The sequence below is a fragment of the Vreelandella sp. V005 genome (genome assembly GCF_052645115.1).
In genome coordinates, this window is the sequence record NZ_JBQXYA010000003.1 from 261226 (window position 1) to 284131 (window position 22906).

16 protein-coding genes and 1 pseudogene are annotated in these 22906 nt (G+C 53.7%); 6 read left to right on the forward strand and 11 right to left on the reverse strand.

The window, feature by feature from the left end:
• The first annotated feature begins 214 nt into the window (after positions 1-214).
• Positions 215-2200 carry a methyl-accepting chemotaxis protein gene (locus tag ACUN8H_RS09830; protein WP_445531961.1) on the forward strand — a complete coding sequence of 662 codons (1986 nt, stop codon included), beginning with the start codon at positions 215-217 and terminating at the stop codon, positions 2198-2200.
• Between the two features lie 75 nt (positions 2201-2275).
• Here ACUN8H_RS09830 and ACUN8H_RS09835 read toward each other — a convergent pair whose 3' ends face one another.
• The 7 genes from ACUN8H_RS09835 to ACUN8H_RS09865 form a co-directional block, all read right to left on the reverse strand.
• Positions 2276-3313: a hypothetical protein gene (locus ACUN8H_RS09835; RefSeq protein ID WP_445531962.1), complete on the reverse strand. Its 1038-nt coding sequence runs from the start codon at positions 3311-3313 to the stop codon at positions 2276-2278.
• Between the two features lie 169 nt (positions 3314-3482).
• A complete protein-coding gene (gene katG / locus ACUN8H_RS09840; protein ID WP_445531963.1) occupies positions 3483-5636 on the reverse strand; it encodes a catalase/peroxidase HPI in 2154 nt (717 codons plus the stop codon).
• Between the two features lie 224 nt (positions 5637-5860).
• Positions 5861-6865: an aldo/keto reductase gene (locus ACUN8H_RS09845; protein ID WP_445531964.1), complete on the reverse strand. Its 1005-nt coding sequence runs from the start codon at positions 6863-6865 to the stop codon at positions 5861-5863.
• A gap of 31 nt (positions 6866-6896) precedes the next feature.
• A complete protein-coding gene (locus ACUN8H_RS09850; RefSeq protein WP_445531965.1) occupies positions 6897-8660 on the reverse strand; it encodes an ABC transporter transmembrane domain-containing protein in 1764 nt (587 codons plus the stop codon).
• A 122-nt stretch (positions 8661-8782) separates the two neighbouring features.
• A complete protein-coding gene (locus ACUN8H_RS09855; protein ID WP_101146442.1) occupies positions 8783-10225 on the reverse strand; it encodes an NAD(P)(+) transhydrogenase (Re/Si-specific) subunit beta in 1443 nt (480 codons plus the stop codon).
• Between the two features lie 16 nt (positions 10226-10241).
• Complete coding sequence (locus tag ACUN8H_RS09860; protein ID WP_445531966.1) at positions 10242-11813, reverse strand: Re/Si-specific NAD(P)(+) transhydrogenase subunit alpha; 1572 nt, start codon at positions 11811-11813, stop codon at positions 10242-10244.
• Positions 11814-12028: 215 nt separating this feature from the next.
• Positions 12029-12952 carry a LysR family transcriptional regulator gene (locus ACUN8H_RS09865; protein WP_445531967.1) on the reverse strand — a complete coding sequence of 308 codons (924 nt, stop codon included), beginning with the start codon at positions 12950-12952 and terminating at the stop codon, positions 12029-12031.
• 160 nt (positions 12953-13112) lie between these two features.
• On the opposite strand from ACUN8H_RS09865, the gene speB reads away from it, so the two are divergent.
• A complete protein-coding gene (gene speB, locus ACUN8H_RS09870) occupies positions 13113-14015 on the forward strand; it encodes an agmatinase (protein ID WP_290702398.1) in 903 nt (300 codons plus the stop codon).
• Positions 14016-14101: 86 nt separating this feature from the next.
• Here speB and ACUN8H_RS09875 read toward each other — a convergent pair whose 3' ends face one another.
• The 3 genes from ACUN8H_RS09875 to ACUN8H_RS09885 form a co-directional block, all read right to left on the reverse strand.
• The gene (locus tag ACUN8H_RS09875; protein ID WP_445531968.1) at positions 14102-14785 is read right to left on the reverse strand and encodes a LuxR C-terminal-related transcriptional regulator; all 684 of its coding nucleotides are present in this window, start codon (positions 14783-14785) and stop codon (positions 14102-14104) included.
• Positions 14786-14993: 208 nt separating this feature from the next.
• Positions 14994-15551, reverse strand: a complete 558-nt coding sequence (locus tag ACUN8H_RS09880; RefSeq protein WP_445531969.1) for a response regulator — start codon at positions 15549-15551, stop codon at positions 14994-14996.
• A gap of 579 nt (positions 15552-16130) precedes the next feature.
• Positions 16131-17927 carry a sensor domain-containing phosphodiesterase gene (locus ACUN8H_RS09885; protein ID WP_445531970.1) on the reverse strand — a complete coding sequence of 599 codons (1797 nt, stop codon included), beginning with the start codon at positions 17925-17927 and terminating at the stop codon, positions 16131-16133.
• A gap of 307 nt (positions 17928-18234) precedes the next feature.
• Here ACUN8H_RS09885 and ACUN8H_RS09890 point away from each other — a divergent pair.
• The 4 genes and pseudogenes from ACUN8H_RS09890 (at position 18235) to ACUN8H_RS09905 (ending at position 21746) form a co-directional block, all read left to right on the forward strand.
• Positions 18235-18582: pseudogene (locus tag ACUN8H_RS09890) on the forward strand (diguanylate cyclase domain-containing protein).
• 96 nt (positions 18583-18678) lie between these two features.
• Positions 18679-19155: a LabA-like NYN domain-containing protein gene (locus ACUN8H_RS09895; protein WP_445531971.1), complete on the forward strand. Its 477-nt coding sequence runs from the start codon at positions 18679-18681 to the stop codon at positions 19153-19155.
• Between the two features lie 329 nt (positions 19156-19484).
• Positions 19485-20792, forward strand: coding sequence for an ATP-grasp domain-containing protein (locus tag ACUN8H_RS09900; RefSeq protein ID WP_445531972.1), 1308 nt, complete (start codon positions 19485-19487; stop codon positions 20790-20792).
• A gap of 150 nt (positions 20793-20942) precedes the next feature.
• A complete protein-coding gene (locus ACUN8H_RS09905) occupies positions 20943-21746 on the forward strand; it encodes a M48 family metallopeptidase (RefSeq protein ID WP_445531973.1) in 804 nt (267 codons plus the stop codon).
• Between the two features lie 111 nt (positions 21747-21857).
• Here the strand turns inward: ACUN8H_RS09905 and ACUN8H_RS09910 are convergent, their stop codons facing one another.
• Positions 21858-22613: a PRC-barrel domain-containing protein gene (locus ACUN8H_RS09910; RefSeq protein WP_445531974.1), complete on the reverse strand. Its 756-nt coding sequence runs from the start codon at positions 22611-22613 to the stop codon at positions 21858-21860.
• Positions 22614-22906: the final 293 nt, after the last annotated feature.

Here is a 22906-nt window from a genome sequence, read left to right on the forward strand (position 1 = left end):
ATAAAACGTTACATGGAAAAACAAACCAAGCATAAAAAAATAACAGCCTGGTTAAAATACGCGTCAAACATACTTTTGTGTCTTAAGTTTTTACATTAGCTGCCGTTAATAAATAATGGTAGCAAGAGATCGTCTAGGGAACTATATAACAGCCAGCGTAGGGTGCTGCTTTACGAGCAGCGCCCTACGACTGGCCCACACGTCGAGGCAACAAATGAAAAAAATTTCTCGTCTTTCACTGACGCAGAAACTGCTAACTGCTGTCGCTATACCGCTATTAATCGTGGCCGTTCTATTAGGTATCGTCGTCAACCAACAGCTTAATCAAGCGATCCCTGCTTTAATCGATAATGCCGGTAAGCGGCAAGTAGAGGCGCGTGCCGATGAAATCAGTCGTTGGATCACCGGATATCGTAATTGGATTGCAGTGCTGGCCCAAGATGAGCGCTTGGTTGAGGACGTGCCACTTGCCTCTCATCTCGACTGGCTCGAAAAGCGCTACCCACCGGGTGGCACCATTGAATCACTTTTTTTCTCTGATGCTTCAGGCGCCACGCTGACCCACGGAGGTGTCAACCTGGAGATTGCCGAACGCCCTTATTTCAAAACCCTGGTGACCGAGGGTAGTGAAGACAGCCTTCTTAGCGACCCAGTTATCTCCATGATTAGCGGCCTGCCAACGGCAATTGTCGCCGACACCGTTTTTGATGCTCGGGATAATAGAGCAGGCTTGCTAGGCATGACGGTCTCTATGGCCGCGGTGTCTGATATTACCTCTGATATTAATGTTGGCGAGGGCAGCTATGGGTGGCTAATCGACAGCCAAGGCCAGGTCATCGCCCATCCGGTTGAAGAGTACCGCATGTCGCTCAATTATACCGACGCCGACCAGCAGGGCTATGAAGGGCTAGATGCATTGAGTCAGCAAATACTCAGCGGCACACCTGGCTCCGGTGACATCACCATGCCTAGCGGCGAACAAACCGTTCTTATGTGGAGCCCAGTAGAAGGTACCTCCTGGGTAGTCGGGGTCACTGTCCCGATCACCGCCTTTACGGCGGTCACTAAGAGCCTCCTTCAATCGCTACTGCTGGCGGGCGGTTTATTATTGGTGCTGCTATTGGCTGTGGTTGCCTATGCGGCTCGTCGCTCCCTCGCACCGATCAAGCAAACCTCGACTGCCATGGCGGACATTGCCCAAGGCAAAGGCGATTTGACCCGCCGATTAGAGGCCAAAACCAACGATGAAATAGGCGACCTCGCCCATGGGTTTAACGCCTTTGTGGAGCGTATGCAGTTAACACTTCAGGAAGTGCGCCAGAACGCGCGCACGGTGTTATCGGATGCCAGCGATATGGCGGATAGTACGCAAGAGCTTTCATCGCGCACTGAACAAGCAGCCGCCAACCTCCAGGAAACCTCCGCTTCTATGGAGCAGATTCACTCCACCGTGGCGCATACTTCCCAGGCCTCCGAACAGGCCAATAGCCTTGCGCTAGAGGCTGCCAATGCCTCAGAACGTGGCACTGAGTCCATGAACCAGATGGAAGCCAAGATGGCAGCCATCAGTGATTCGGCCAACAAGATCAGCGATATCATCGGCTTGATTGACTCGATTGCGTTCCAGACCAATATATTGGCACTGAATGCCTCGGTGGAAGCAGCGCGTGCTGGCGAGCAGGGCCGCGGATTCGCTGTCGTCGCCAGCGAAGTGCGTACCCTTGCCAGTCGTTCGGCTTCCGCTGCTCACGATATTCGTGCGCTGATCGATATGTCCGTTAGCCACTCACGGGAAGGCGGCGACATCGTCAAGGCAGCGGCTGAGCGCATGCAGGAGATTCGTCACAGCGTCACCCAGGTGTCGGATGTGATTGCCGAGATTGCCGCCGGCGCACGGGAGCAGACGACCGGTATTCAGCAGGTCAATACGGCCGTGGCAGAGATGGATATGATGACCCAGCAAAATGCCGCCATGGTCAGCCAAAGCGCGAACCTTGCCGCCTCCATGCGCGACAACGCCCGCAGCCTGGATCAGCTGATGAGCGAATTTGTGCTCAACGAAGGCGGCGCCGAGCACTCCGCACTCCCTTTTACAGCAGCGCACCAAGCGCGCTCAGGTACTTCATTGCCCTCGACACCTAGCCGCCGCCCTAAGGCCGCCCAGCAAAACCATGAAGTAGCAGAGTGGGAAGAGTTCTAAACCCACTCATAAGCAACGCAAAAAGCACCCGCTTGGGTGCTTTTTTCTGCATGCTAGCCTGATAGCGTTCGCGCATTACTCCATATGTAACAGCGTATAAAGCGCTTCACTGGCATGACGCTCATCGCGCTCGTCAATACTGCCCACGCCCATTTCACGGTCATTGTCGTACACTACAAAGACGCGCTCATGATCCAGCACGGCTAGCCCTTCTGCCTTGTGCTCGAATTCAAACGGGGTGCCGTCCATCCCTCGTATCAAGGCAGGTGGTTCACCAGTGGTGAGGTTATCCAGCTCCATTAGCCATAGGTAACCACCAATGCGGGCGACGTTATCGACCTCTGTTTCAAAGCTGGTCATCAGATAAAGTCGGTGGTGATAAGGGTCATATTCAAGACTCGATAATCCGCACTCGGTCGACACCCCTTCATGGGCAGTCGGTTCAAAGGCGTAGAGCTCGCGCAACTCATCGATAAACTCCAGGTTACCGGACGCATTCACCACATAGTGTGCGCCCACCACACGGCTTACATAGGCGAAGTCATCATGGTGCTGCCCCTGCTCGCGCACGCCGAAAAGGAGCAGCCCATCACCTAGCTCACCCGGCACTGCCGCCAGCCCTTCAATCTTGTAGTAGGGAAAACCGATGGCGTGGTTCAGCTTGTTGCGTAACTCCAACGACCCTTCCACTCCGTCACGGGGGTCAGGGTCAACCGCCTGGGCCTTTTCAGGCTCGCCCAGCGGCCAGATCAATAAATGGTTATAGGCATTCAGGTCATGGGTCGCGCCATCGATGCGATCAAAGCCGGTCGTGGCCAATACATGCTTACCATCGGCGGTCAGGGCGAAGTCTTCATACTTCACCGCGCGCTTGATCAGCGGCGTTGTAAAATACTCGAGCTGCGAATCATCTGGCCCGTCATCCGTCATGGGTAAGGCAAAGACCGCGGAACGATGCTCTCCTGGAATCGGCTTGTCGCTGGCCAGCAATAACCGCTCTCCGTCGTACATAACCGCCGACACTTCGGCATTGGCGAGCTTTCCCTGCTCATCGCGAAGGCCAACGGGGAAGCAGTGAATACTGCCCTGCTGCAAGATTCTGGCTTTCTGCATCGTTATACTCCTTGGAAAGGTCACCTTTACTGACAGCGTCAAGGCGAGAAAACTCCCGCTTCTAAAACACCATGCGGTTAAGCAAGCGATGGTCACCCTATCAGCAAGTAATAAAAAAACCCGCATCTTTCGATGCAGGCTTGGGTAGAGAGGTCATGCTTATCGATGGTTACGCAACGTCAAAGCGATCTGCGTTCATCACTTTCGTCCAGGCGGCGACAAAGTCTTTGACGAACTTCTCGCCGTTATCGTCCTGGGCATAAACTTCTGCGTAAGAACGGAGCAGCGAGTTAGAACCGAACACTAGATCAACACGAGAAGCGGTCCACTTAACGGCATCCGTTTGACGATCACGGATTTCGTACGTGTTTTTACTCACCGGCTTCCAAGTGTTGCCCATATCGGTCAGGTTGACGAAGAAGTCGTTGGTCAACTGGCCTTCACGGTCGGTGAAGACACCATGCTTAGTGCCGCCATAGTTGGTGCCTAGCACACGCATGCCGCCGAGGAGCACGACCATTTCAGGCCCTGTCAGCCCCATTAACTGAGCGCGATCCAGCAGCAGTTCTTCCGGCTTCACAACATACTCTTTCTTCTGCCAGTTGCGGAATCCGTCAGCCAGCGGCTCTAGTGGCTCAAAGGAGTCTGCATCGGTCATCTCGGCAGAGGCGTCGCCACGCCCTTTCAGGAAAGGCACACGAACGTCATAGCCTGCGGCGTTAGCGGCTTTTTCGATCGCCACACTACCGGCCAGAACGATCACGTCGGCAAGGCTAGCGCCGGTGTCGGCAGAAATTTTCTCGTACACGGCTAGTACGCTGGCGAGACGCGCAGGCTCGTTGCCTTCCCAATCCTTTTGCGGCGCCAAGCGAATGCGTGCACCGTTGGCACCGCCGCGCATATCAGAGCCGCGGTACGTGCGCGCGCTGTCCCACGCGGTGCTAACCATATCGCTGATGCTCAGGCCTGCTTCGGCGATTTTCTGCTTAACCACTTCTTCGCTGTAGTCGGTGCTGCCAGCCGGAACCGGATCCTGCCAGATCAGATCTTCAGCGGGTACTTCCGGTCCGATGTAGCGCGCTTTCGGGCCTAGGTCACGGTGGGTCAGCTTGAACCATGCTTTGGCGAACGTGAGCCTGAAGTACTCAGGATCCGCCATGAATTTTTCACAAATGGCACGGTAAGTCGGATCCATCTTCATGGCCATATCCGCATCGGTCATGATCGGATTGTGGCGAATAGAGGGGTCGCTGGCGTCAACCGGCTTATCCTCTTCCTTAATGTTGATGGGTTCCCACTGGTGAGCACCGGCCGGGCTTTTGCGCAGTTCCCACTCATGACCGAACAGCAGGTCAAAGTAACCCATGTCGAATTTGGTGGGGTTAGTCGTCCAGGCGCCTTCGATGCCAGACGTAACGGCATTACTTGCCTTGCCACCCATGGTTGGGTTGCCCCAGCCAAAGCCCTGGTTCTCAACGTCAGAGGCTTCTGGCTCAGCCGCCAGCGCTGCCGCGTCGCCATTACCGTGGCACTTACCCACGGTGTGGCCACCCGCGGTAAGCGCGGCGGTCTCTTCGTCATTCATCGCCATACGTGCGAAGGTTTCACGCACCTGCTGACCGGTCTTCAACGGGTCGGGAACACCGTTAACCCCTTCCGGGTTAACGTAGATAAGGCCCATTTGAACCGCAGCGAGCGGGTTTTCCATGGTGTCTGGCTTTTCAACATCGCCATAGCGCTCATCAGAAGGCGCCAGCCACTCTTTCTCATCGCCCCAGTAGATATCTTTTTCGGGTTCCCAGATATCCACACGACCAAACGAGAAGCCATAAGCAGGCAAGCCCATGGATTCGTAAGCAACGGTACCGGCCAGAATCATCAGGTCGGCCCAGCTGATTTTATTGCCGTACTTTTTCTTGATTGGCCACAATAGACGACGGGCCTTATCAAGGCTGACATTATCCGGCCAGGAGTTGAGGGGGGCAAAACGCTGGCTGCCGGTACCACCGCCACCACGGCCGTCGGCAAGACGGTAGGTGCCAGCAGAGTGCCATGCCATACGGATCATCAAACCGCCATAGTGGCCCCAATCAGCCGGCCACCACGCTTGGCTGTCCGTCATCAGCGCATGAACATCTTGCTTGAGCGCGTCAAAATCGAGCTTTCTGACCTCTTCCCGATAGTCAAAATCCGCATCCATCGGGTTCGATTTACGGTCTTGCTGGTGCAAAATATCCATGTTGATCCCTTCAGGCCACCAGTCTTTATTCGACGTACCTGTGGAAGTATTACCACCGTGCATTACAGGACATTTACCACTCATCGCGCTCTCCCATCACTCTATTTTGTGTTAATTGCTTTTTTCTTGGTGGTGCTCGCTTTCTAGCGACCAAGTCAACTGACGTTGAGCGTCGTGTACATTGCCTTTATGACTAGTACGGACGCACCATGAACTTGGTACTGTTTTAAAGCAGTTCCCTTATAGTCACAATTTACTTTTTGCGACTGCGCCAATAGCTTTTAACCATCACCTATCGCCTTACCGCACTAAACGGTGAATTCTTCTGTATCGATATCCGCCTGTTGCGCCTCGCTATAGCGGGCACCCACAACTTGGTCTGGGGTCATCATGGCATCCAACTGCTGCATTGTGGTGACATCCAGGCGCAGCGTTTCCGCCGCTAAGTTTTCCCGCATGTGGTCAGGTGAGCGGGTACCGGGAATGGGGATAATGTCGTCGCCCTTCGCCTTCAACCAAGCCAGGGCCAACTGCCCCGGCGTCACGCTCAAGGCCTGCGCCAGCGCTGCCAACTGGTCAAATAGTTTTACGTTATGAGGGTAGTTCTCGGCGCTAAAGCGCGGCATGTTGCGGCGCATATCGCCCTCTGCAAGGCGCGACGGGTCTTGGATGGCGCCGGTTAAAAAGCCTCGCCCCAGAGGACTAAACGCGACCATCGCCGCGCCCACCTCTCGGCACGCCTCTATCAGGGCGATTTCAGGGTTGCGCGTCCACAGCGAGTATTCCGACTGCACGGCGGCGATGGGGTACTCCGTGGTTGCCCGGCGTAAAGTAATCGCTGAAATTTCCGACAACCCCACGCCACCAATCTTGCCCTCCTCTACCAAGCGCCCCAACGCTCCCACGCTCTCTTCAACAGGAATGTGTCGATCCAGACGGTGCAGGTAGTAAAGGTCCACGTGGTCGGTACGTAGCCGTGTCAGGCTTTCTTCGCACTGCTTGCGCAGCGTTTCAGGGCGGCCGTCAATCACCCGTTTGCCTGTCTCAGGGTCGATGGCCATACCGCATTTGCTGGCCAGAAACAGCTGGCGACGCTTGCCCTCAAGCGCTCGCCCCACCACGCTTTCATTGGCCGTGGCACCGTAAAGCGTCGCGGTATCAAAGTGGCGATAGCCCATCTCAAACGCCTCATCCAACGCTCGTATGGCCGCGTTTTCAGGCACGATGCTGCCGTAACCATGGGAGAGATTCATACAGCCAAGGCCGATGGAAGGGGCATTCACCGCATTAAGGCGTTGGAAAAAACTCGACATAGCAACTCCTGGCGTTAACAAAACAGTTTGATCACCTTTCACCGCCAAACTGCAGCGCGGCTAAATGGCGATAGAGGGGGCTGGTAGCCATCAATTCGGTGTGATTGCCCGCCGCGACCAGTTGACCACCATCAAGCACCAACAGGCGGTCGGCAGCAATAACGGTGGCGAGCCGGTGGGCGATTACAATACTGGTGCGCCCCACCATCAGCCGATCCAGCGCCTGCTGTACCAGCCGCTCACTCTCCGCATCCAAGGCGCTGGTGGCTTCATCCAACAACAACACCGCCGGATTTTTGAGCAGCGCCCGGGCAATAGCGAGCCGCTGACGCTGGCCACCGGAAAGCTGCACACCACCGGGGCCAAGGGGCGTATCAAAACCTTGAGGAAGCGCTTCGATAAAGTCGAGGGCGCTGGCATCCTGAGCGGCGGTGCGCAGACGCTCATTATCCGCATCGGGGTCGCCATAGCGAAGATTATCGGCCACCGAGCCACTAAACAGCACCGGCTCCTGGGCAACCAACCCCATGGCGCGCCGAAGTGCAGCAAGGTCTAAGTGGCGGACGTCGATCCCATCCAGCGATATACGCCCTTGGCTGGGGTCGTAAAAGCGCAGCAGCAGCGCCAAGAGCGTGCTTTTACCCGCGCCCGATGGCCCAACAATGGCGACCCGCTCCCCTGACTGAATATGTAAATCAAACCCGGCAAGCGCCGGCGTTTCCCGACCGTGGTAAGTGAAGCTGACGCTCTGCAGCACGATGTCACCTTTTGATGGCATCGGTAGGTGACGGGGTTTCGCAGGCGACTGGATAGCGGGCTGAGTATCGAGCAGCTCCAATAAGCGCTCCGCCGCCCCTGCTGCACGCTGCACATCACCCGCCACTTCAGCCAAGGTGGCGATAGCCCCCGCCGCCAGCACGGCGTAGAAAATAAATGCCGATAGCTCACCGGCACTCATGGTGCCATCTAGCACTGCTTGACCGCCCTGCCAAAGCATCAACCCCACCGCGGCAAACACTACTAACATGGCGATGCCGGTCAACCAGGCGCGTTGCTGGGTGCGCTCGACAGCGCTGCCGAACGCCTGCTCGACCCGTTGGCCATAGTGGGTTTTATCCGCTGCTTCTTGGGTAAACGCCTGGAGGGTTAGAATACCGCTCAACGCTTCTTCGGCATAGCGGCCCAGTTCGGCCACACGGTCCTGACTGGTGCGGGAAAGCCGCCGCACCCGACGGCCATACCACACAATCGGCAACAGCGTGGCGGGGATGCCAATCAACACCATCGCCGAGAGCCACGGCTGCGTCACCAGCATTAGCACCACCGCCCCCACCAGCATGACCAGATTGCGCAGCGCCAGCGATACCGAGGAGCCAAACAGGCTCTGCAGTACGCTGGTATCCGCGGTTAATCGTGAGGCGATCTCGCCGGCGGCACGGCCGTCGCTTGCGCTCTCAAAAAAGCTGGGCTCCAGGGTGAGCAAGTGATCGAACACCCGCTGGCGTAGATCGGCAGCCAAACGCTCGCCAATCCAGGTGACTTGGTAGTAACGCAGTGCGGAAGCGAACGCCAGCACCGTTACTACCACCAGCATCAACACCAGCGCTTGGCCTAACGCCTGCGCATCGGCATCTAAAAAACCACGATCAATGACTAACCGCAACCCGTTGCCTAGCAGCAGTACGCTGCCCGAAGCCAATAACAGCGCAAGGCCCGCCAAGGCCAAACGAAGTCGATAAGGACGTAGCAGCCCCAGCAAGCGCAGTAGCACGCGGGGGTTAGGGCGTTGATTCATGGAAGTAAGTGCTCAACAAATAGAGGCAGTACTCGACCATAGCAGGAGTGCCAGTGCCATGCACAGAATCAAAAAAGCCCGCGATTTCTCGCGGGCTCAGTACTGATTGGTTAGGCTTAGGCCTAATCAATCAACGGTAGCAACGTATTCAAGCTATCCCGGGCATCGCCGTAGAACATGCGCGTGTTCTCTTTGAAGAACAGCGGGTTCTCAATGCCTGAGTAACCGGTGCCCTGGCCGCGTTTGCTGACAAACACCTGCTTGGCCTCCCAGACTTTCAACACCGGCATGCCGGCGATAGGGCTGTTAGGATCTTCTTCGGCCGCGGGGTTTACGATGTCGTTGGAGCCAATCACGATCACCACGTCGGTGGTGGCGAAATCGTCATTGATTTCGTCCATCTCCAGCACGATGTCGTAAGGCACTTTGGCTTCCGCCAGCAGCACATTCATATGGCCTGGCAAACGGCCTGCGACCGGGTGAATACCGAAGCGTACGGTCTTACCCGCTGCGCGAAGCTTACGCACCAAATCGCTCACCGCCGTTTGCGCCTGAGCAACCGCCATGCCGTAACCAGGCACGATAATCACGCTGTCGGCATCGTTAAGAGCACTCGCCACACCGCCGGCATCGATGCTGACCTGCTCGCCTTCGATCTCCGCCGCAGGCCCTTGGCTACCGCCAAAGCCGCCCAAAATGACGTTGATAAAGTTGCGGTTCATCGCCTTACACATGATGTAAGAGAGAATCGCACCGGAGGAGCCCACTAGCGCACCGGTGACAATCAGCAGGTCGTTGGAGAGCGTGAAGCCGATCGCTGCCGCCGCCCAGCCGGAGTAGCTGTTGAGCATTGAAACGACCACCGGCATATCGGCGCCGCCAATCCCCATGATCAGGTGATAACCGATAAAGAAGGCCAGTGCCGCCAGCACAATTAGCGTCCAGAAGCCTGCCCCGTTCAGGTAGAGAATGGCCAGCAGCAGCGAGAGTACCGCCGCCCCGGCATTCAGCATATGCCCGCCGGGCAACTGACGGGGTTTGCCATCCACCTTGCCCGCCAGCTTGCCAAAGGCAATCACCGAGCCGGTGAACGTCACCGCGCCGATAAAGATGCCCAGCACTACCTCGACTTGCAGGAACATCAGCTCATCAGGGGCTTTCGTTGCGACTAGCGCAGCAAAGGCGGAGAACTGATCCAACGACGCCTCGGCGGCACGCGCCGCCATCACCCGGCGACGCTCTAAATCCGCGCTCCAGGCCACCAAAACTGCGGCCAAGCCTACGAAGCTGTGCAACGCGGCCACGAGCTGGGGCATTTCAGTCATTTCGACCTTACCGGCCACATACGCCCCGATACCCGCACCGATCAACATCATCGGAATCAGCCACCAGTAGCCACCGATGCCAGGGCCAAAGGCGGTGAAAAACACCGCTACTGCCATGCCCACGATGCCGTACCACACGGCCCGCTTGGCTTTTTCCTGGTTGCTCAAACCGCCCAGGGACAGAATAAACAACACACTTGCCGCAATTGCCGCGGCAGATACGAATCCTTGCTCTAACATATCGTCTCTCCGCCGCTTAGGATTTTTGGAACATGGCCAGCATCCGGCGTGTCACCAGGAAGCCACCCACGATATTGATTGATGCGATCAGTACCGAAATCGCCGCCAGCACACTTACTACTGCGCTGCCGGAGCCAATCTGCAGAATCGCCCCCAAAATAATGATGCCCGAGATCGCATTGGTCACCGCCATCAGCGGTGTATGCAGCGAGTGGCTCACTTTCCAAATCACCTGGAAGCCGATAAAGCAGGCCAGCACAAAGACAATGAAGTGCTGCATAAAAGAGGCTGGCGCTACTTGTCCCAGCAGCAGCATCAGCGCGCCACCCACGGCCAGGAGACCCACTTGACGCTTGGTTTGCGCTTTAAAAGTGGCTAGCTCAGCGGCCTTTTTTTCCTCCGGCGTCGGCTCTTTCTCTTTTTTCTTCGGTTTTGATGCGCCAATCGCTTTTACTTTGGGTGGCGGCGGCGGGAAGGTAATGTCGCCCTGGTGCGTCACCGTAGCACCACGAATGACGTCATCGTCCATATTGTGATTGATCACACCCTCTTTCTCGGGTGTCAGGTCAGTCAACATATGGCGGATATTAGTCGCATAGAGCAGCGATGACTGCGTTGCCATGCGCGAGGGGAAGTCGGTGTAGCCAATCACCACGACGCCATTATCCGAGACCACGCGCTCATCAGGCTTAGTCAAGTCGCAGTTACCGCCCTTCTCAGCCGCCAGATCAATAATCACCGAGCCGGGTTTCATGGCCGCAACCATATCTTCCAGCCACAGTTTGGGCGCAGGCTTGCCGGGAATCAGCGCGGTGGTAATCACGATGTCCACGTCTGCTGCCTGCTCGCGGAAGCACTCAAGCTGCTTCTCGCGGAACTCCGGGCTCGAGGGCGAGGCGTAGCCACCGCTTTCGGAACCGTCCTGGCTATCCTCGAAATCGAGGAATAGGAACTCGGCACCCATGGATTCGATCTGCTCAGAAACCTCGGGGCGTACGTCAAAGGCGCGTACGACGGCGCCCAGGCTAGTGGCCGTGCCGATCGCCGCCAAACCGGCCACACCGGCCCCAATCACCAACACTTTGGCTGGGGGCACTTTACCCGCCGCCGTTACCTGGCCAGTAAAGAAGCGACCAAAGTTATTGCCCGCCTCAATCACCGCGCGGTAACCGGCAATGTTAGCCATTGAGGAGAGCGCGTCCATCTTTTGCGCCCGTGAAATCCGCGGCACCATATCCATGGCGATCACGGTGGCGCCCTGAGCCTTACACTTCTCTAGCAGCGCTTCGTTTTGCGCTGGCCAGAAAAAGGCAATCAACGTTTGGCCTTCGCGCAGCCGTTCGGCTTCTGTGTCTGAGGGCTCGCGGACTTTAATGACCACCTCAGCGTCGTTCCAGAGCGCGTCAGCCCCGTCTACTACGGTCACGCCAGCATCGCGATAAGTGTCGTCATTAAAGCCCGCGGCCAAGCCAGCGCCGGTTTCCACCAAGCACTCATGGCCTAGCTTCTGGATCTGTTTTGCGCTCTCAGGGGTGAGCGCGACACGCGCCTCCCCCTGGGCACTCTCCTTCGGTGCGCCTATTTTCACTCGCGTTCTCCCATTATTGATAGTTCTGCCGCGCCATTATTCACTTGGCAAGGCACTATAACAGCGTCATTCATAACGCCTTTTAGCAGTCTAGGATCTTACGGCGTGGCTGCCAGATACTATTCAACCTTTGATTCAACTGAGTTGTATAACAACAACATAGACCTATTTGTGTAGTCTCACCCTGATGATGGTCGCTTATGGCTCTCCTTTTTTTAATGATTAAACCGGTTGGCGAACTCAGTCAATACGCCATACAGCCATGCATTGGCAGGCTGATTGGCATAGAGACCATGCTGTATCAGCGTCATTTTAAGCGCCGGTAGTTCCTTTGGTGGCTCTACCAGACGCACCGGCAACATCGTCACAAAACGTTCGGCCATTTGCCGAGGCAGGGTCATGATCGCCTCGGTCAGCGCCACTACACGGGCCGCTGCAATATAATTCAGGTTCTTGGAGATTACCCGGCGCGTCAAGCCGTGCTGCGCTAAACAGCTATCGATGTTACTGGGCAGCAGGCCGCTGATATCGGCCAACTCCACATGAAGCTCACGGGCAAATTGCGCGATATCCAACGCCTCTCCCACGCGCTCGTTATGGCTAGCGGCTAGGCAGACTAGCTCCTCGTTCATCCACGGGGTCTGAATCACGCCGCTGGGTAGCACGCTTTGGCTATCCAGCCCAACGACCATATCCACTTGGCGCTGCTCTAGCCCTTCGCTTAGTACCTCCTGGGTAATGAGTTCAATGGAAAAACTGATACCCGGCGCATAGGCCAGCAATTGACTAAGAAAGGTTGGGTACATCACCTCTTCAAAATAATCTGTCGTCGCCAGGGTAAAACGACGGGTGCTATTAGCGGGTGAAAACAGCGCAGGCGGCGCCAAGCCTTCCCGCAACAGTGCCAGCGCTTGCTGCACGACTGGTTGCAGCGCCTGCGCCCGTGGCGTTGGTTGCATGCCTTTTTCGGTACGAATAAACAGCGGGTCTTCCAGTGACTCACGCAAGCGTTTAAGCGAATGGCTCAAGGCTGGTTGACTTAAATAGAGCCGTTCAGCTGCGCGCGTAACGTGGCGTTCGCGCATGAGCGCTTCGAATACCAGCAGCAGGTTTAGGTCAAATTGGCGCAGCGAACGCATAACGTCTCATTATTTATATGGTGAATGTTTTCATTCTAAACATTCATTTTATTCATTGCTAAAAATTCTTTATCGTCGCGCTTCTTTGTAGCTCCCTGCGCTAGCCGCACTGTCATTGCACGCCAATAGGAGAACACTTTAGGTGAACCAATCACAGATCATGCCCAGCCTGTTTGGTGATGTTATCTCTACGTTCATGGGCGTGCCAAAAGCCACTGACCCGCACGCGACGGATGCCGAGGTCGTGGTGAGCGGCGTTCCTTTTGATCTGGCGTGCTCTGGCCGTGCAGGTACTCGCATGGGGCCGAATGCTATTCGTCAAAGTACCGCTAACTTGATCTGGGAAGGCAAGCGCTGGCCCTGGGATTTTGCATTGGAAGAGCGCCTCAAGGTATGTGATTCAGGCAACGTGGATTACGCCTACGGCGAACCCGAAAGCTTGGTCGATAACCTGGAAAATCATGCCCAGCGTTGGCTAAGTGCGGGTAAAAAGATGCTCACTCTGGGCGGCGACCATTACATTAGCCTGCCGCTACTGCGCGCTCACGCACGCGTGCACGGGCCGCTAGCACTGATTCACTTTGACGCTCACACCGACACCTATGAGCAAGGCACGCGCTTTGACCATGGCACGATTTTCCATCACGCCCTCAAAGAGGGATTGGTCGTGCCCGAGCACTCGCTGCAAATTGGTATTCGCACCAGCTACGATCGCCACAATCACCCCTATGAAGTGCTAGATGCGGATTGGGTCAACGACCACGGTGCAGCCGCTGTACTGGAGCGTATTCGCGCCAAAGTGGGTCACCACCCTGCTTACGTCAGTCTGGATATTGATGGCCTCGACCCGGCTTACGCCCCCGGCACCGGCACGCCAGTCTGTGGTGGTATGTCGACGGATTTAATGCTGAAAGTGATTCGCGGGATGGTGGGGATGGAGCTTATCGGCATGGATGTAGTGGAAGTGAATCCCGCTTATGATCACGGTGACATCACCTCGCTTGCCGCCGCGACGTTAGGGCTTGAGTTTTTATATACGCTAGGCGCGTCTAAAAGAAGTTAGTTTGGCGGTAAGGGTGAAATCACACTAAAAAGCAGAACGATTGCTCGCTATGTGTTAGTGCGGTTTCACCCCACTCTTCGCGTGTATTACTCATTTTCGTCATACTCTTGCGGCGACACTAACAAGCCTAACCGTATGGCTTCATGGACTAAGCCAGCCGTGTGCCTAACGCCTAGGCGCCGCATAATATCAGCACGGTGAGTCTCGATAGTCTTGATACTCACGTTAAGCTGATCGGCGATCCCTTTGCTCCGAAAACCGCGTGCCACCAGCTTTAGCACCTCGTTTTGGCGTGAGGTTAAGGGGTTACCATTCACCGACGCGGTTCCTACCACGCTAGCGGCATCCACGAACTGGTCGGGCTCCATTTTGTGGAACACGAAACGCTCACCAAGCATGGCTTTCCGAATGGCCGTTTCAAGCGCATTTACATCAGCATTTTTGTGCAGGAATCCATAAGCGCCTCTCTCAAACAAATGCCGAATAAAATTATCGCTATAGTAATTGGATAGCACGACCGCTTTGATGCCGGGGCAGAGATCGGTTAGCCGACTTAACGACTCTAGCCCTTTCAAAGAGACCACCGCTGCATCAATAAGCGCTACGTCAGCTTGATAATGGGCAGCCTCTTTCATAAGTTGCTGCTCAGAATCCACTTCAGCAACCACTGTCATATTATCGAACGTTCCGATAAGGCGACTGATCGCGGAGCGTACTAACAGGTGTTCATCGGCTAGTAATATCCGGATGGTATCTTCAAATCGTTTCATGGAAATATGTCGCGAACCTTGACAAGGTAAAACTTGAAAATAAGCTCCCTTGCTAACGCGGATTCAACCGATTTAATATTGCTGTTAGGTGTCATCCGCTCATGTGTGCAAAGAGCCAGAAAGAAGCCAGTAATAAAAACCGGTTGCGCCTGTATGAATATGCACATTAACGCACTGACTACTAAATCAGTATAAGCAAAAACCCTGATCATTGTTCTTGACGAAGGATACCCAAGCGCAATGCTTTACTTAGAATATCGTCAATTGAATGACGGTCTTGCGCAATGATGTGTGGTTTATGATCTACCTCTGGTTGTGCTTCCTCTACCCGCCCTTCAGACAAACGCCTGATAATCGTTGGGCAAAGAAAGAATTGGCCTTTTACCGCAGAGTGAAGGGCCATTTCAAGCTCATCAACGCCCGCCTCGCGTAACAGAAAGCCGTTCGCACCGGCTTGAAAGGCGCGTTTTACCTCGGCAAGGGTCGGATTAACCGACTGAATCACCACCTGCGTATTGGCATCGCTTTGATGTAAACGGCGTGTCGCCTCAAACCCAGCTTGATTGGGTAACTGTGCATCAATCAAAGCGACATCAATGCGCGTCTGCTGAACCATATTGCTTAGCTCATGAGGTGAAGGGATACTCGCCACTACTTCAATATTGTCAAAACGCTCAATAACTTGGCAGATCCCCTCTCGGATAAAGCCGCTCTCGTTGACCACCACCACTCGAATGGTTGAGTCAGTACTCCCCTTAGGGTTCATTCAAGCCTCCACCCATGCTTTTCTTCACGCAGCACTCCTACCGGTTAGATCCTTTCGCCACTAAACGCTAATCTTTTAACTCACAACAAAGTGAAATCGCACAACGTTTTTTAACTTTTTTAAAATCTAAATACACAACAAAAACTACACAAAAACCCTTATTTTTTTTGAAAAAAACCAGTAGGAACGATTAAACCAAGAGTCTAAGTGTTAACGCAAGAGCAAGACCTCCCTTTCATGCTCAGCTTTAACTTAAGCTATCAGTTGATCGAATCAGCGTTGGATATGGGAGCGAGTATAATCCCAAGAGAATTCTCATCTTGCCGTCATGGGTTAGCGCACGGTTAACTTAAATTATCTGATAGGCAAGAAAGCATTACCCTTCCTGGCTATGAAGCAAACGACAATATGTAAACTGACAGCTTCGGTGCCATAGTCGCTACCTCTTCGTTATGATCTCTTCGGCTTCACCAAGCCTAATATTAGCCGGTTCACTGCTGCCATTGACTTGATTGCCCACACCATTAGGCCCAACTTTTATGTGGGCACAAGCCTGAACAGCGTTTGGAGTCGGGGCTATTAGTGCTTACCGATAGTAGCGGAGTCGTGGGGTTTGAAGCGTTGGGTCGCAGGCGCTTGCAGCCACTCCTCGAAAACCTCGGGCAATAGCGGTTTGGCTACGAAATAGCCTTGTGCTTCGTCGCAACCTAGCTGGGCAAGGCATTGATAAGCAGCAGCGCTTTCGACGCCTTCGGCCACTACGCGATACCCCAGGTCATGTGCCATCGAGATCATGGCGTTAACCAGCGTCTCAGTGCGCGCCTCTTCGCCAAGGGCAATGATAAAGCGGCGATCAATCTTCACGGTATGGGCAGGAATCTCATGCAAGTAGGAAAGGCTGCTGTAGCCAGTACCGAAATCATCGATGGCGATACGCAACCCCGCGGCGATGAGTGCCTTGAGCTGGTCAGCCGCCACCTGCCCCTGGCCAATCAGCGCGCTTTCAGTCAGCTCTATTTCGATAGCGGCACTGGGTAATGCCATGCGTGCCAGTTCATCCAGCAGACGCAAGGCAAAGTCCTCCTCCTCAAGGTTCGTCGCTGACACATTGACCGAAATCTGCAACACCTTACCCTGCCGGTACCAAGCTGCTGCCTGGCCAATGGCGTGACGCAATACCCATTGGGTTAAGGGTTTGACCATCGGCGTATTTTCGATAAGGGGAATAAACTCGCCAGGCGACACCTCTCCCAACGTGGGATGATACCAGCGCAACAGCGCCTCCGCGCCCAAGCACTCGCCGCTCTGAAGGGAAATACGAGGCTGAAAAACCAAGTAAAATTCACGATCGTTTTCTAGCGCGCGGCCAATGTCACCGAGTAGGATAAAACGCCGTTGATAATGAGCATCCAGCAACGAGGAGTAGAGCCCCGCCCCCTTTTCCGCCTGACGCGCATCCAGGCAAGCGGCGTAGGCACTGCGTAAAATATCAGCGGTGGCGACTTCGCCCAGGCAAAAGGGCGCAATACCGATGGTCGGATAAACCAATACTGGAACTGAACGGGTCGTTTCGAGCGTTAACAGTGCCTGACGTAGGCGCAACGCCTCTGCTAGCAGTTCTGCATCACTCGTTTGATTTACCAGATGCACGAATTGACACCCACCCAGATGATAAAGATTCTCTGCAGGGCCAATGGCTTGTTGTAGGTAGCGGGCGGCTACACGCGCCATCTCGTCAAGAAAAGCTGGCCCCATGGTTCGGTGCAGCGCACTTAACTCACTGGCGTCGACCACCTCGGTAAACAGCGCGGCTCTCCGATGGCTTGGTTGATCCCGCGCCATATCCTGAAGATCTTCATCGAACTGATTACGGTTGGAAAGGCCGGTCAGCGGGTCAACCCGGCCGAACGCATGCTGCAACTCAATCTGAGCCATCACCATGGCCGCTAGGTCACAAAGCGTTGCCTGCTCTTGCTCAGACACTTCACGTGGCTGTGTACCCAACACACACATCGCGCCCAGGGTATGACCTTCACGTGTGACGAGCGGTGCGCCCGCATAAAAACGGATACCAGAACTCGCCAGATAGCTATTTTGATAACAAGTAGAGGTAAGAAGGTCAGGAATAATCAACAGTTGCGAGGAGGCACAAACAGCCGCACAAGGCGCCTTTTCACGCGGTATTTCCCAGTGATCGACACCTACTCTGGACTTAAACCACTGGCGATTCTCATCGGTCAGCGACACCGCCGCGATCGGCAAACCAAACAATTGGCTCGCCATCCGCGTGATTCGGTCAAAACTTTCACTCGACGGCGTATCCAGCAAATTTAGCTGACGAAGAGCAAACAGGCGATCCTGTTCCTGTGCATTCATTACCGTATCCGTATTTTGCTACGAACCTCAGTCCTTTATAATCCAAAATATCAGTCTTTTGAATGACGATAGCGTGTGATAAGGCTTATTTTTTTGGTCTTTATGTTGGTTTAAAGTTGCGTTAAAACGCCATTTATCACCGATAGGCGTCAAATAAGTTGTTAACAGCCAACTATTGAGGCTTGTACTCATATTTCGATAATGCGTACGCATTGGTGTGGCGCGTGATGTCACAGCGCTGATGCAGACCGAAGAGTTACGCTTTCTTGCCCATCATGACCCACTGACAAAACTCACCAATCGAGCACTGTTCTATGACCGGCTGGCCACGGACCTGAGTTCGGCGCATCGCCACCAGACTCTTCTTGCGTTACTGTGTTTAGACATACATGATTTTAAAATGATTAATGATACCTAAGGGCACGCGGTCGTTGGCAGAGTGCTCTGCATAATGGCCAATAGGCTTGAAAGCTGTGTGCGTGAAACAGACACCGTGGCCCGCATGGGCGGAGACGAGTTCACGGTGCTAATGACCGATCACCACTCAAAAGGGGCCGACACTCTAATCAGCCACGCGGATAGCCATATGGACCAAATTAACAGGCTCCGTTCAGTAGCCATTAACCCCGCTGCGAACCGAGCATCTCAGTACTAAAGTTGACAAGTAATCCGATCGGCTTAGTAACTTAATCAGCCAGTGATAGCCAATTAAAATACCAACCAAACATCACCCAGGAAGTGTTCAATACTAATGGAAAAAGTGGCAATCTTTGTTGATATTCAAAACGTGTATTATACCTCACGCCAAGCCTACGGTAGAAACTTTGATTACAATAAGTTCTGGGCACAAGCAACCGCTAATAGAGACGTCGTGCAAGCGTTTTGTTATGCGATTGATAAAGGCGATCAAAAACAAAGAGAGTTTCAAAATATACTCAGGGCGATTGGCTTTAAAGTAAAACTGAAACCTTATATACAACGTTCTGACGGCTCTGCAAAAGGGGATTGGGATGTCGGCATTGCGCTGGATGCGATGGAGTACGCTGAGCAGGCAGACGTCATCGTGCTCGTCTCCGGCGATGGTGACTTCGATCTTTTAGTTAATAAGATTCGCCTTAAGTATGACAAAAAAGTTGAAGTTTATGGGGTTCCTCAATTTACCGCGGCATCATTAAGAGGTGAGGCGAGTAATTTTATAGCCATCGATAACACACTTCTTTTAGGTTAATTTGAATATACAAATTAAATAAGCGTTCGACGATAACTTAGGGACTTCATACCTGATAACACTACATTAGCCTACTTTGATTTTATCCACTCCGATTAATTAATCCTGCAAAACAGCCAGAAAACGCCTTCAAAATTAACAGCTAGTTACATCTTAATTGCTAATTGTAACGAACTCGTCTAGTTTCATACATAGATGGGTTTGATTAAACCCGCCCTAGCGCTGGCTTATTCACCCGCCTTTTTAACAACATTGGCTGCAGTCCCGTTCACCTGATGCGCCCTTGTCGGCACGGTCAGTCTGGATGAACCAGCAAAGGAGAACACGGAATGTCGATAACCTCAGAAAAGCAATTACCCGAAGCGGTAGCAGCTTGGCGTGATCCTGAAATGGACTCGGTGAAAGGCACCGAAACTCCTAAGGATCCCAACAAGGGTTATATCGCCCTGCTGGGCTGGAGCGTGAATGCCATCAAGGCGGCGCAACAATTCGACCGTCGCTATATTGTCGTGGCACCTGAATGGGCCGCAGATTTCTGCACTGCTAATAATATTCCCTTTATCGCATGGGATTTTATCCGGTTGAATGATCGGTCGATGGAAATTGCCGAAAGGTTAAAAGAGGAAGGCGTCGATATCGCCATTCCACTGTTCGAAGAAACCGTTGAGTGGTCCGGAGCGATCAACTCCGTGCTGCTTGATAGCCCTCGCATGTACGGTCAATCCATCCTGTTTCGTGACAAAGCGCTGATGAAGCGCCGTGCGCAGCTTGGCGGTATTCGTGTAGGGATATTTGAAGAGGCCCATGAGAAAGAGGACATCGTTCGCTTCATGAAACGCGTTAACCAGACACTGCTGAAGCTTGACGGTGACCCGGACGACCCGATTCACGTGAAGGCCTTCGATAAAGCCGGCTGTCTCGGCCATCGAATGATCCGCACAATTGAAGAAATCGACAATATTCCGGACGAAGAGTATCCCTTGCTGATGGAAAGCCACCTGGATGGCTGGGAATTTGCCGTTGAGGCCTGGATTCACGATGGCAAAATCCAGTTCTTGAACATTTCGGAATACGTGACGCTGGGCTACTCAGTGTTCGTGCCCGCGACCGCAGAACTGGAAAGCTGGCGTAATGCGATCACCAAACAGATCGAACTATTGATCAAAACCTTTGATATCCAGTTCGGTCTGATCCACCCCGAGTACTTTGTCACGGCTGATGGTGAGATGTACTTCGGCGAAGTTGCCTACCGCCCACCCGGCTTCAAAGCGTTTGAGTTGATCGAAAAAGCGTATGGCTTCAACGCCTACCAGGCATCCATGCTGGTATTCGACCCCAAAAGCACAAAAGAGGAGGTAGCGGCTTTCTTCCCCCGCGAAGTGGTCGATGCGAAGGGTTACGCAGGGTGTTTCGGTGTGTACCCCCGCCGCCGCGTAGTGAGCAAACTGGAAATGCCCAAAGAAACGATTGAGCATCCCTATTTTGAGTCCCACGAACTCGTGGCACCAGCGGAAGAGACCGTGCCAGACCGCTCCGCCTTTGGGACACATTGGGGGTTGATCTTCTTCTTTGGCGATGACCCCATTAAGATGCGCGATCTGCTAAAAGCCCAAGAGGATTTGGATTTTTACGTCTAAAGCTTATTGAAAGACCCACGTTTCACTAGGGGCACACTGCCAGCATCTGAGATAATGACGCTCACGATGCTGGCAGTGTGCCCTGTTTTTTTGCCAGCGCTCGCACTGCCCGCCGAGCCGAGATGCGCTAATTTACCAATGAGAGAGGCGATGCGCCTGAGAATTTCACTGTCCCTTTTAGGGGTGTTGCCCCTGGCACTTCTGGCCGGGTGCGATGAAACACCCACCGGCCGCTCCCAACTGGCATTGGTGCCCGAGCACCTAATGGCAGAGATGGGCGCTGACACCTTCGAGCAACTGCGCCGTGACCAGCCGGTCTCAAGCGACGCGGCCATTAACCGCCAAGTAGCGTGCGTGGCGCAAGAAATCGTCGCTGCCGCCGAAGCCATCTACTCTGCCGACGACTTCCCCGAGGCCTGGGAGGTGGTTGTCTTTGAAGACGATTCCCCCAACGCCTTTGCCCTTCCGGGAGGACGCATTGGTGTGCATACTGGCCTGCTAAAGGTGGCCGGGACGCCAGACCAACTGGCGGCAGTGATTGGGCACGAAGTAGGTCATGTGCTGGCGGACCATGGCAATGAGCGTCTTACCCAGCAGCTTGGCATAAAGGCAGGCATGCTAGTGGTAGGGTTGTTAGGCGAGGGCGATATGGGTCAGCAACAGTTGATGCAGGCATTGGGCCTGGGCGCCCAGCTCGGTATCAGTCTGCCCTTCAGCCGCGCCCATGAAGAAGAAGCCGACCTAATGGGCTTGGCGATCATGGCGCAGGCAGGGTTCGACCCACAAGAAAGCGTAGCGCTGTGGCGCAACATGGCAGTGGCCGGTGGTGGGCAGCCTCCAGAGTTCCTTTCGACACACCCCGCCCATGCGTCACGCATCGAGGCACTGCAGCAGGCCATGGAAGAAGCGGTGACCATTTATCGTACGGTCAACCCTTCTAACTGCGCTGGCTAGGCCGTTGACTGCCAAACGAAACACGGCGCCCCTAGGCGCTTAATGCCGACCATCAGGCACTTCCCTTCCCTGGAAAGTGCCTGATACTGAAAAAAGTAATAACTCTACGTTTTAATCATCCAATAAGTCTTCATACTGTTCGTAATCAAAAGACTCCATTTCACCCACGTCCTCTTCATTATACTGCGTATAATAGGCGGTGTGGCCCGGGTTCCAGCCATAGCCGTAGCCATAGAAAGGATAAGCGTAGGTACCAGAACCAAATCCAGCACCTGTCTCTACGATGACGCCTTGCACATCGCCCTCACGCGAGAAGAGAATATTGTCGATATAACCGTAACCGATGCCATCTCCGACCGTCGCATAGTCGTTAAGCAAATCGGTCAGCTTCCAGACACCCGTTCCAGCCTCAACATCATCTTCAACTTGCTGGGTTCGGCTAAGGTCTTGCTGAGAAACATACTCTTCAGCGTCAAATAATCCATAGTCTTCGGCGTTGTCTTCGGTGACAGGCACCCTTACGCCATCCTCATGCAGCTCAACCTCTTCCCAAGGCACTAGCACGTGGGTATCACCAACGTCCCAGAAACCACCTACCTGAGCGATGATAGCGGCAATTTTATTGTCCTGGGTCACTAACACATTTTCGACACTGCCGATTTCATCCTCATTCTCACCAAAAACCTCAGCATCTAATAAGCTGTCAGCTTTAATACCGCCTTTTTGGTATATCTTTTCGTAATTCCACTCCCCTAAAGGCCTTACTGTTTGCTCTTGGGCCTGGGTTTGCTGAGCATTTGCTTGTAAAGCGGCAGCGGTAGCCGTTACTGCTAACGTGGTGACACAAACATTTCGTTTGATTGACATTTTCTGTCTCCCGTCCGTTGGTGTATTTTCACGTTAGAAAAGAGCGTTATTTCTGTAAAGCGTGTTGTCTTAAGCGTTAGCGAACCGCAGCAACTTACCCACCAACGCTCAAAAACACCATAAAGCACTGATATTAAATGATTTCACAATCAAATAAATAATATTTCCGCCCCCTTTGTGCGTTCATGCTTATATTGACCAGCCATTTTTTTAAAAAAAGTTATTAAATAAAAATCAATCACTCATTTCACTTTAAAATATTCATTAGCAGCTTAATAAAAATAACTTTAATC

Coding starts and splice junctions, on each gene's coding strand:
- ACUN8H_RS09845 (WP_445531964.1), bottom strand. CDS start 6,865: ATGTCGAGTTTTTTCCAACGCCTTAATGCGGTGAATGCCCCTTCCATC.
- ACUN8H_RS09855 (WP_101146442.1), bottom strand. CDS start 10,225: ATGTTAGAGCAAGGATTCGTATCTGCCGCGGCAATTGCGGCAAGTGTG.
- ACUN8H_RS09850 (WP_445531965.1), bottom strand. CDS start 8,660: ATGAATCAACGCCCTAACCCCCGCGTGCTACTGCGCTTGCTGGGGCTG.
- ACUN8H_RS09895 (WP_445531971.1), top strand. CDS start 18,679: ATGGAAAAAGTGGCAATCTTTGTTGATATTCAAAACGTGTATTATACC.
- ACUN8H_RS09835 (WP_445531962.1), bottom strand. CDS start 3,313: ATGCAGAAAGCCAGAATCTTGCAGCAGGGCAGTATTCACTGCTTCCCC.
- ACUN8H_RS09910 (WP_445531974.1), bottom strand. CDS start 22,613: ATGTCAATCAAACGAAATGTTTGTGTCACCACGTTAGCAGTAACGGCT.
- ACUN8H_RS09885 (WP_445531970.1), bottom strand. CDS start 17,927: ATGAATGCACAGGAACAGGATCGCCTGTTTGCTCTTCGTCAGCTAAAT.
- ACUN8H_RS09830 (WP_445531961.1), top strand. CDS start 215: ATGAAAAAAATTTCTCGTCTTTCACTGACGCAGAAACTGCTAACTGCT.
- ACUN8H_RS09905 (WP_445531973.1), top strand. CDS start 20,943: ATGCGCCTGAGAATTTCACTGTCCCTTTTAGGGGTGTTGCCCCTGGCA.
- ACUN8H_RS09875 (WP_445531968.1), bottom strand. CDS start 14,785: ATGAAACGATTTGAAGATACCATCCGGATATTACTAGCCGATGAACAC.
- ACUN8H_RS09900 (WP_445531972.1), top strand. CDS start 19,485: ATGTCGATAACCTCAGAAAAGCAATTACCCGAAGCGGTAGCAGCTTGG.
- ACUN8H_RS09880 (WP_445531969.1), bottom strand. CDS start 15,551: ATGAACCCTAAGGGGAGTACTGACTCAACCATTCGAGTGGTGGTGGTC.
- katG (WP_445531963.1), bottom strand. CDS start 5,636: ATGAGTGGTAAATGTCCTGTAATGCACGGTGGTAATACTTCCACAGGT.
- speB (WP_290702398.1), top strand. CDS start 13,113: ATGCCCAGCCTGTTTGGTGATGTTATCTCTACGTTCATGGGCGTGCCA.
- ACUN8H_RS09865 (WP_445531967.1), bottom strand. CDS start 12,952: ATGCGTTCGCTGCGCCAATTTGACCTAAACCTGCTGCTGGTATTCGAA.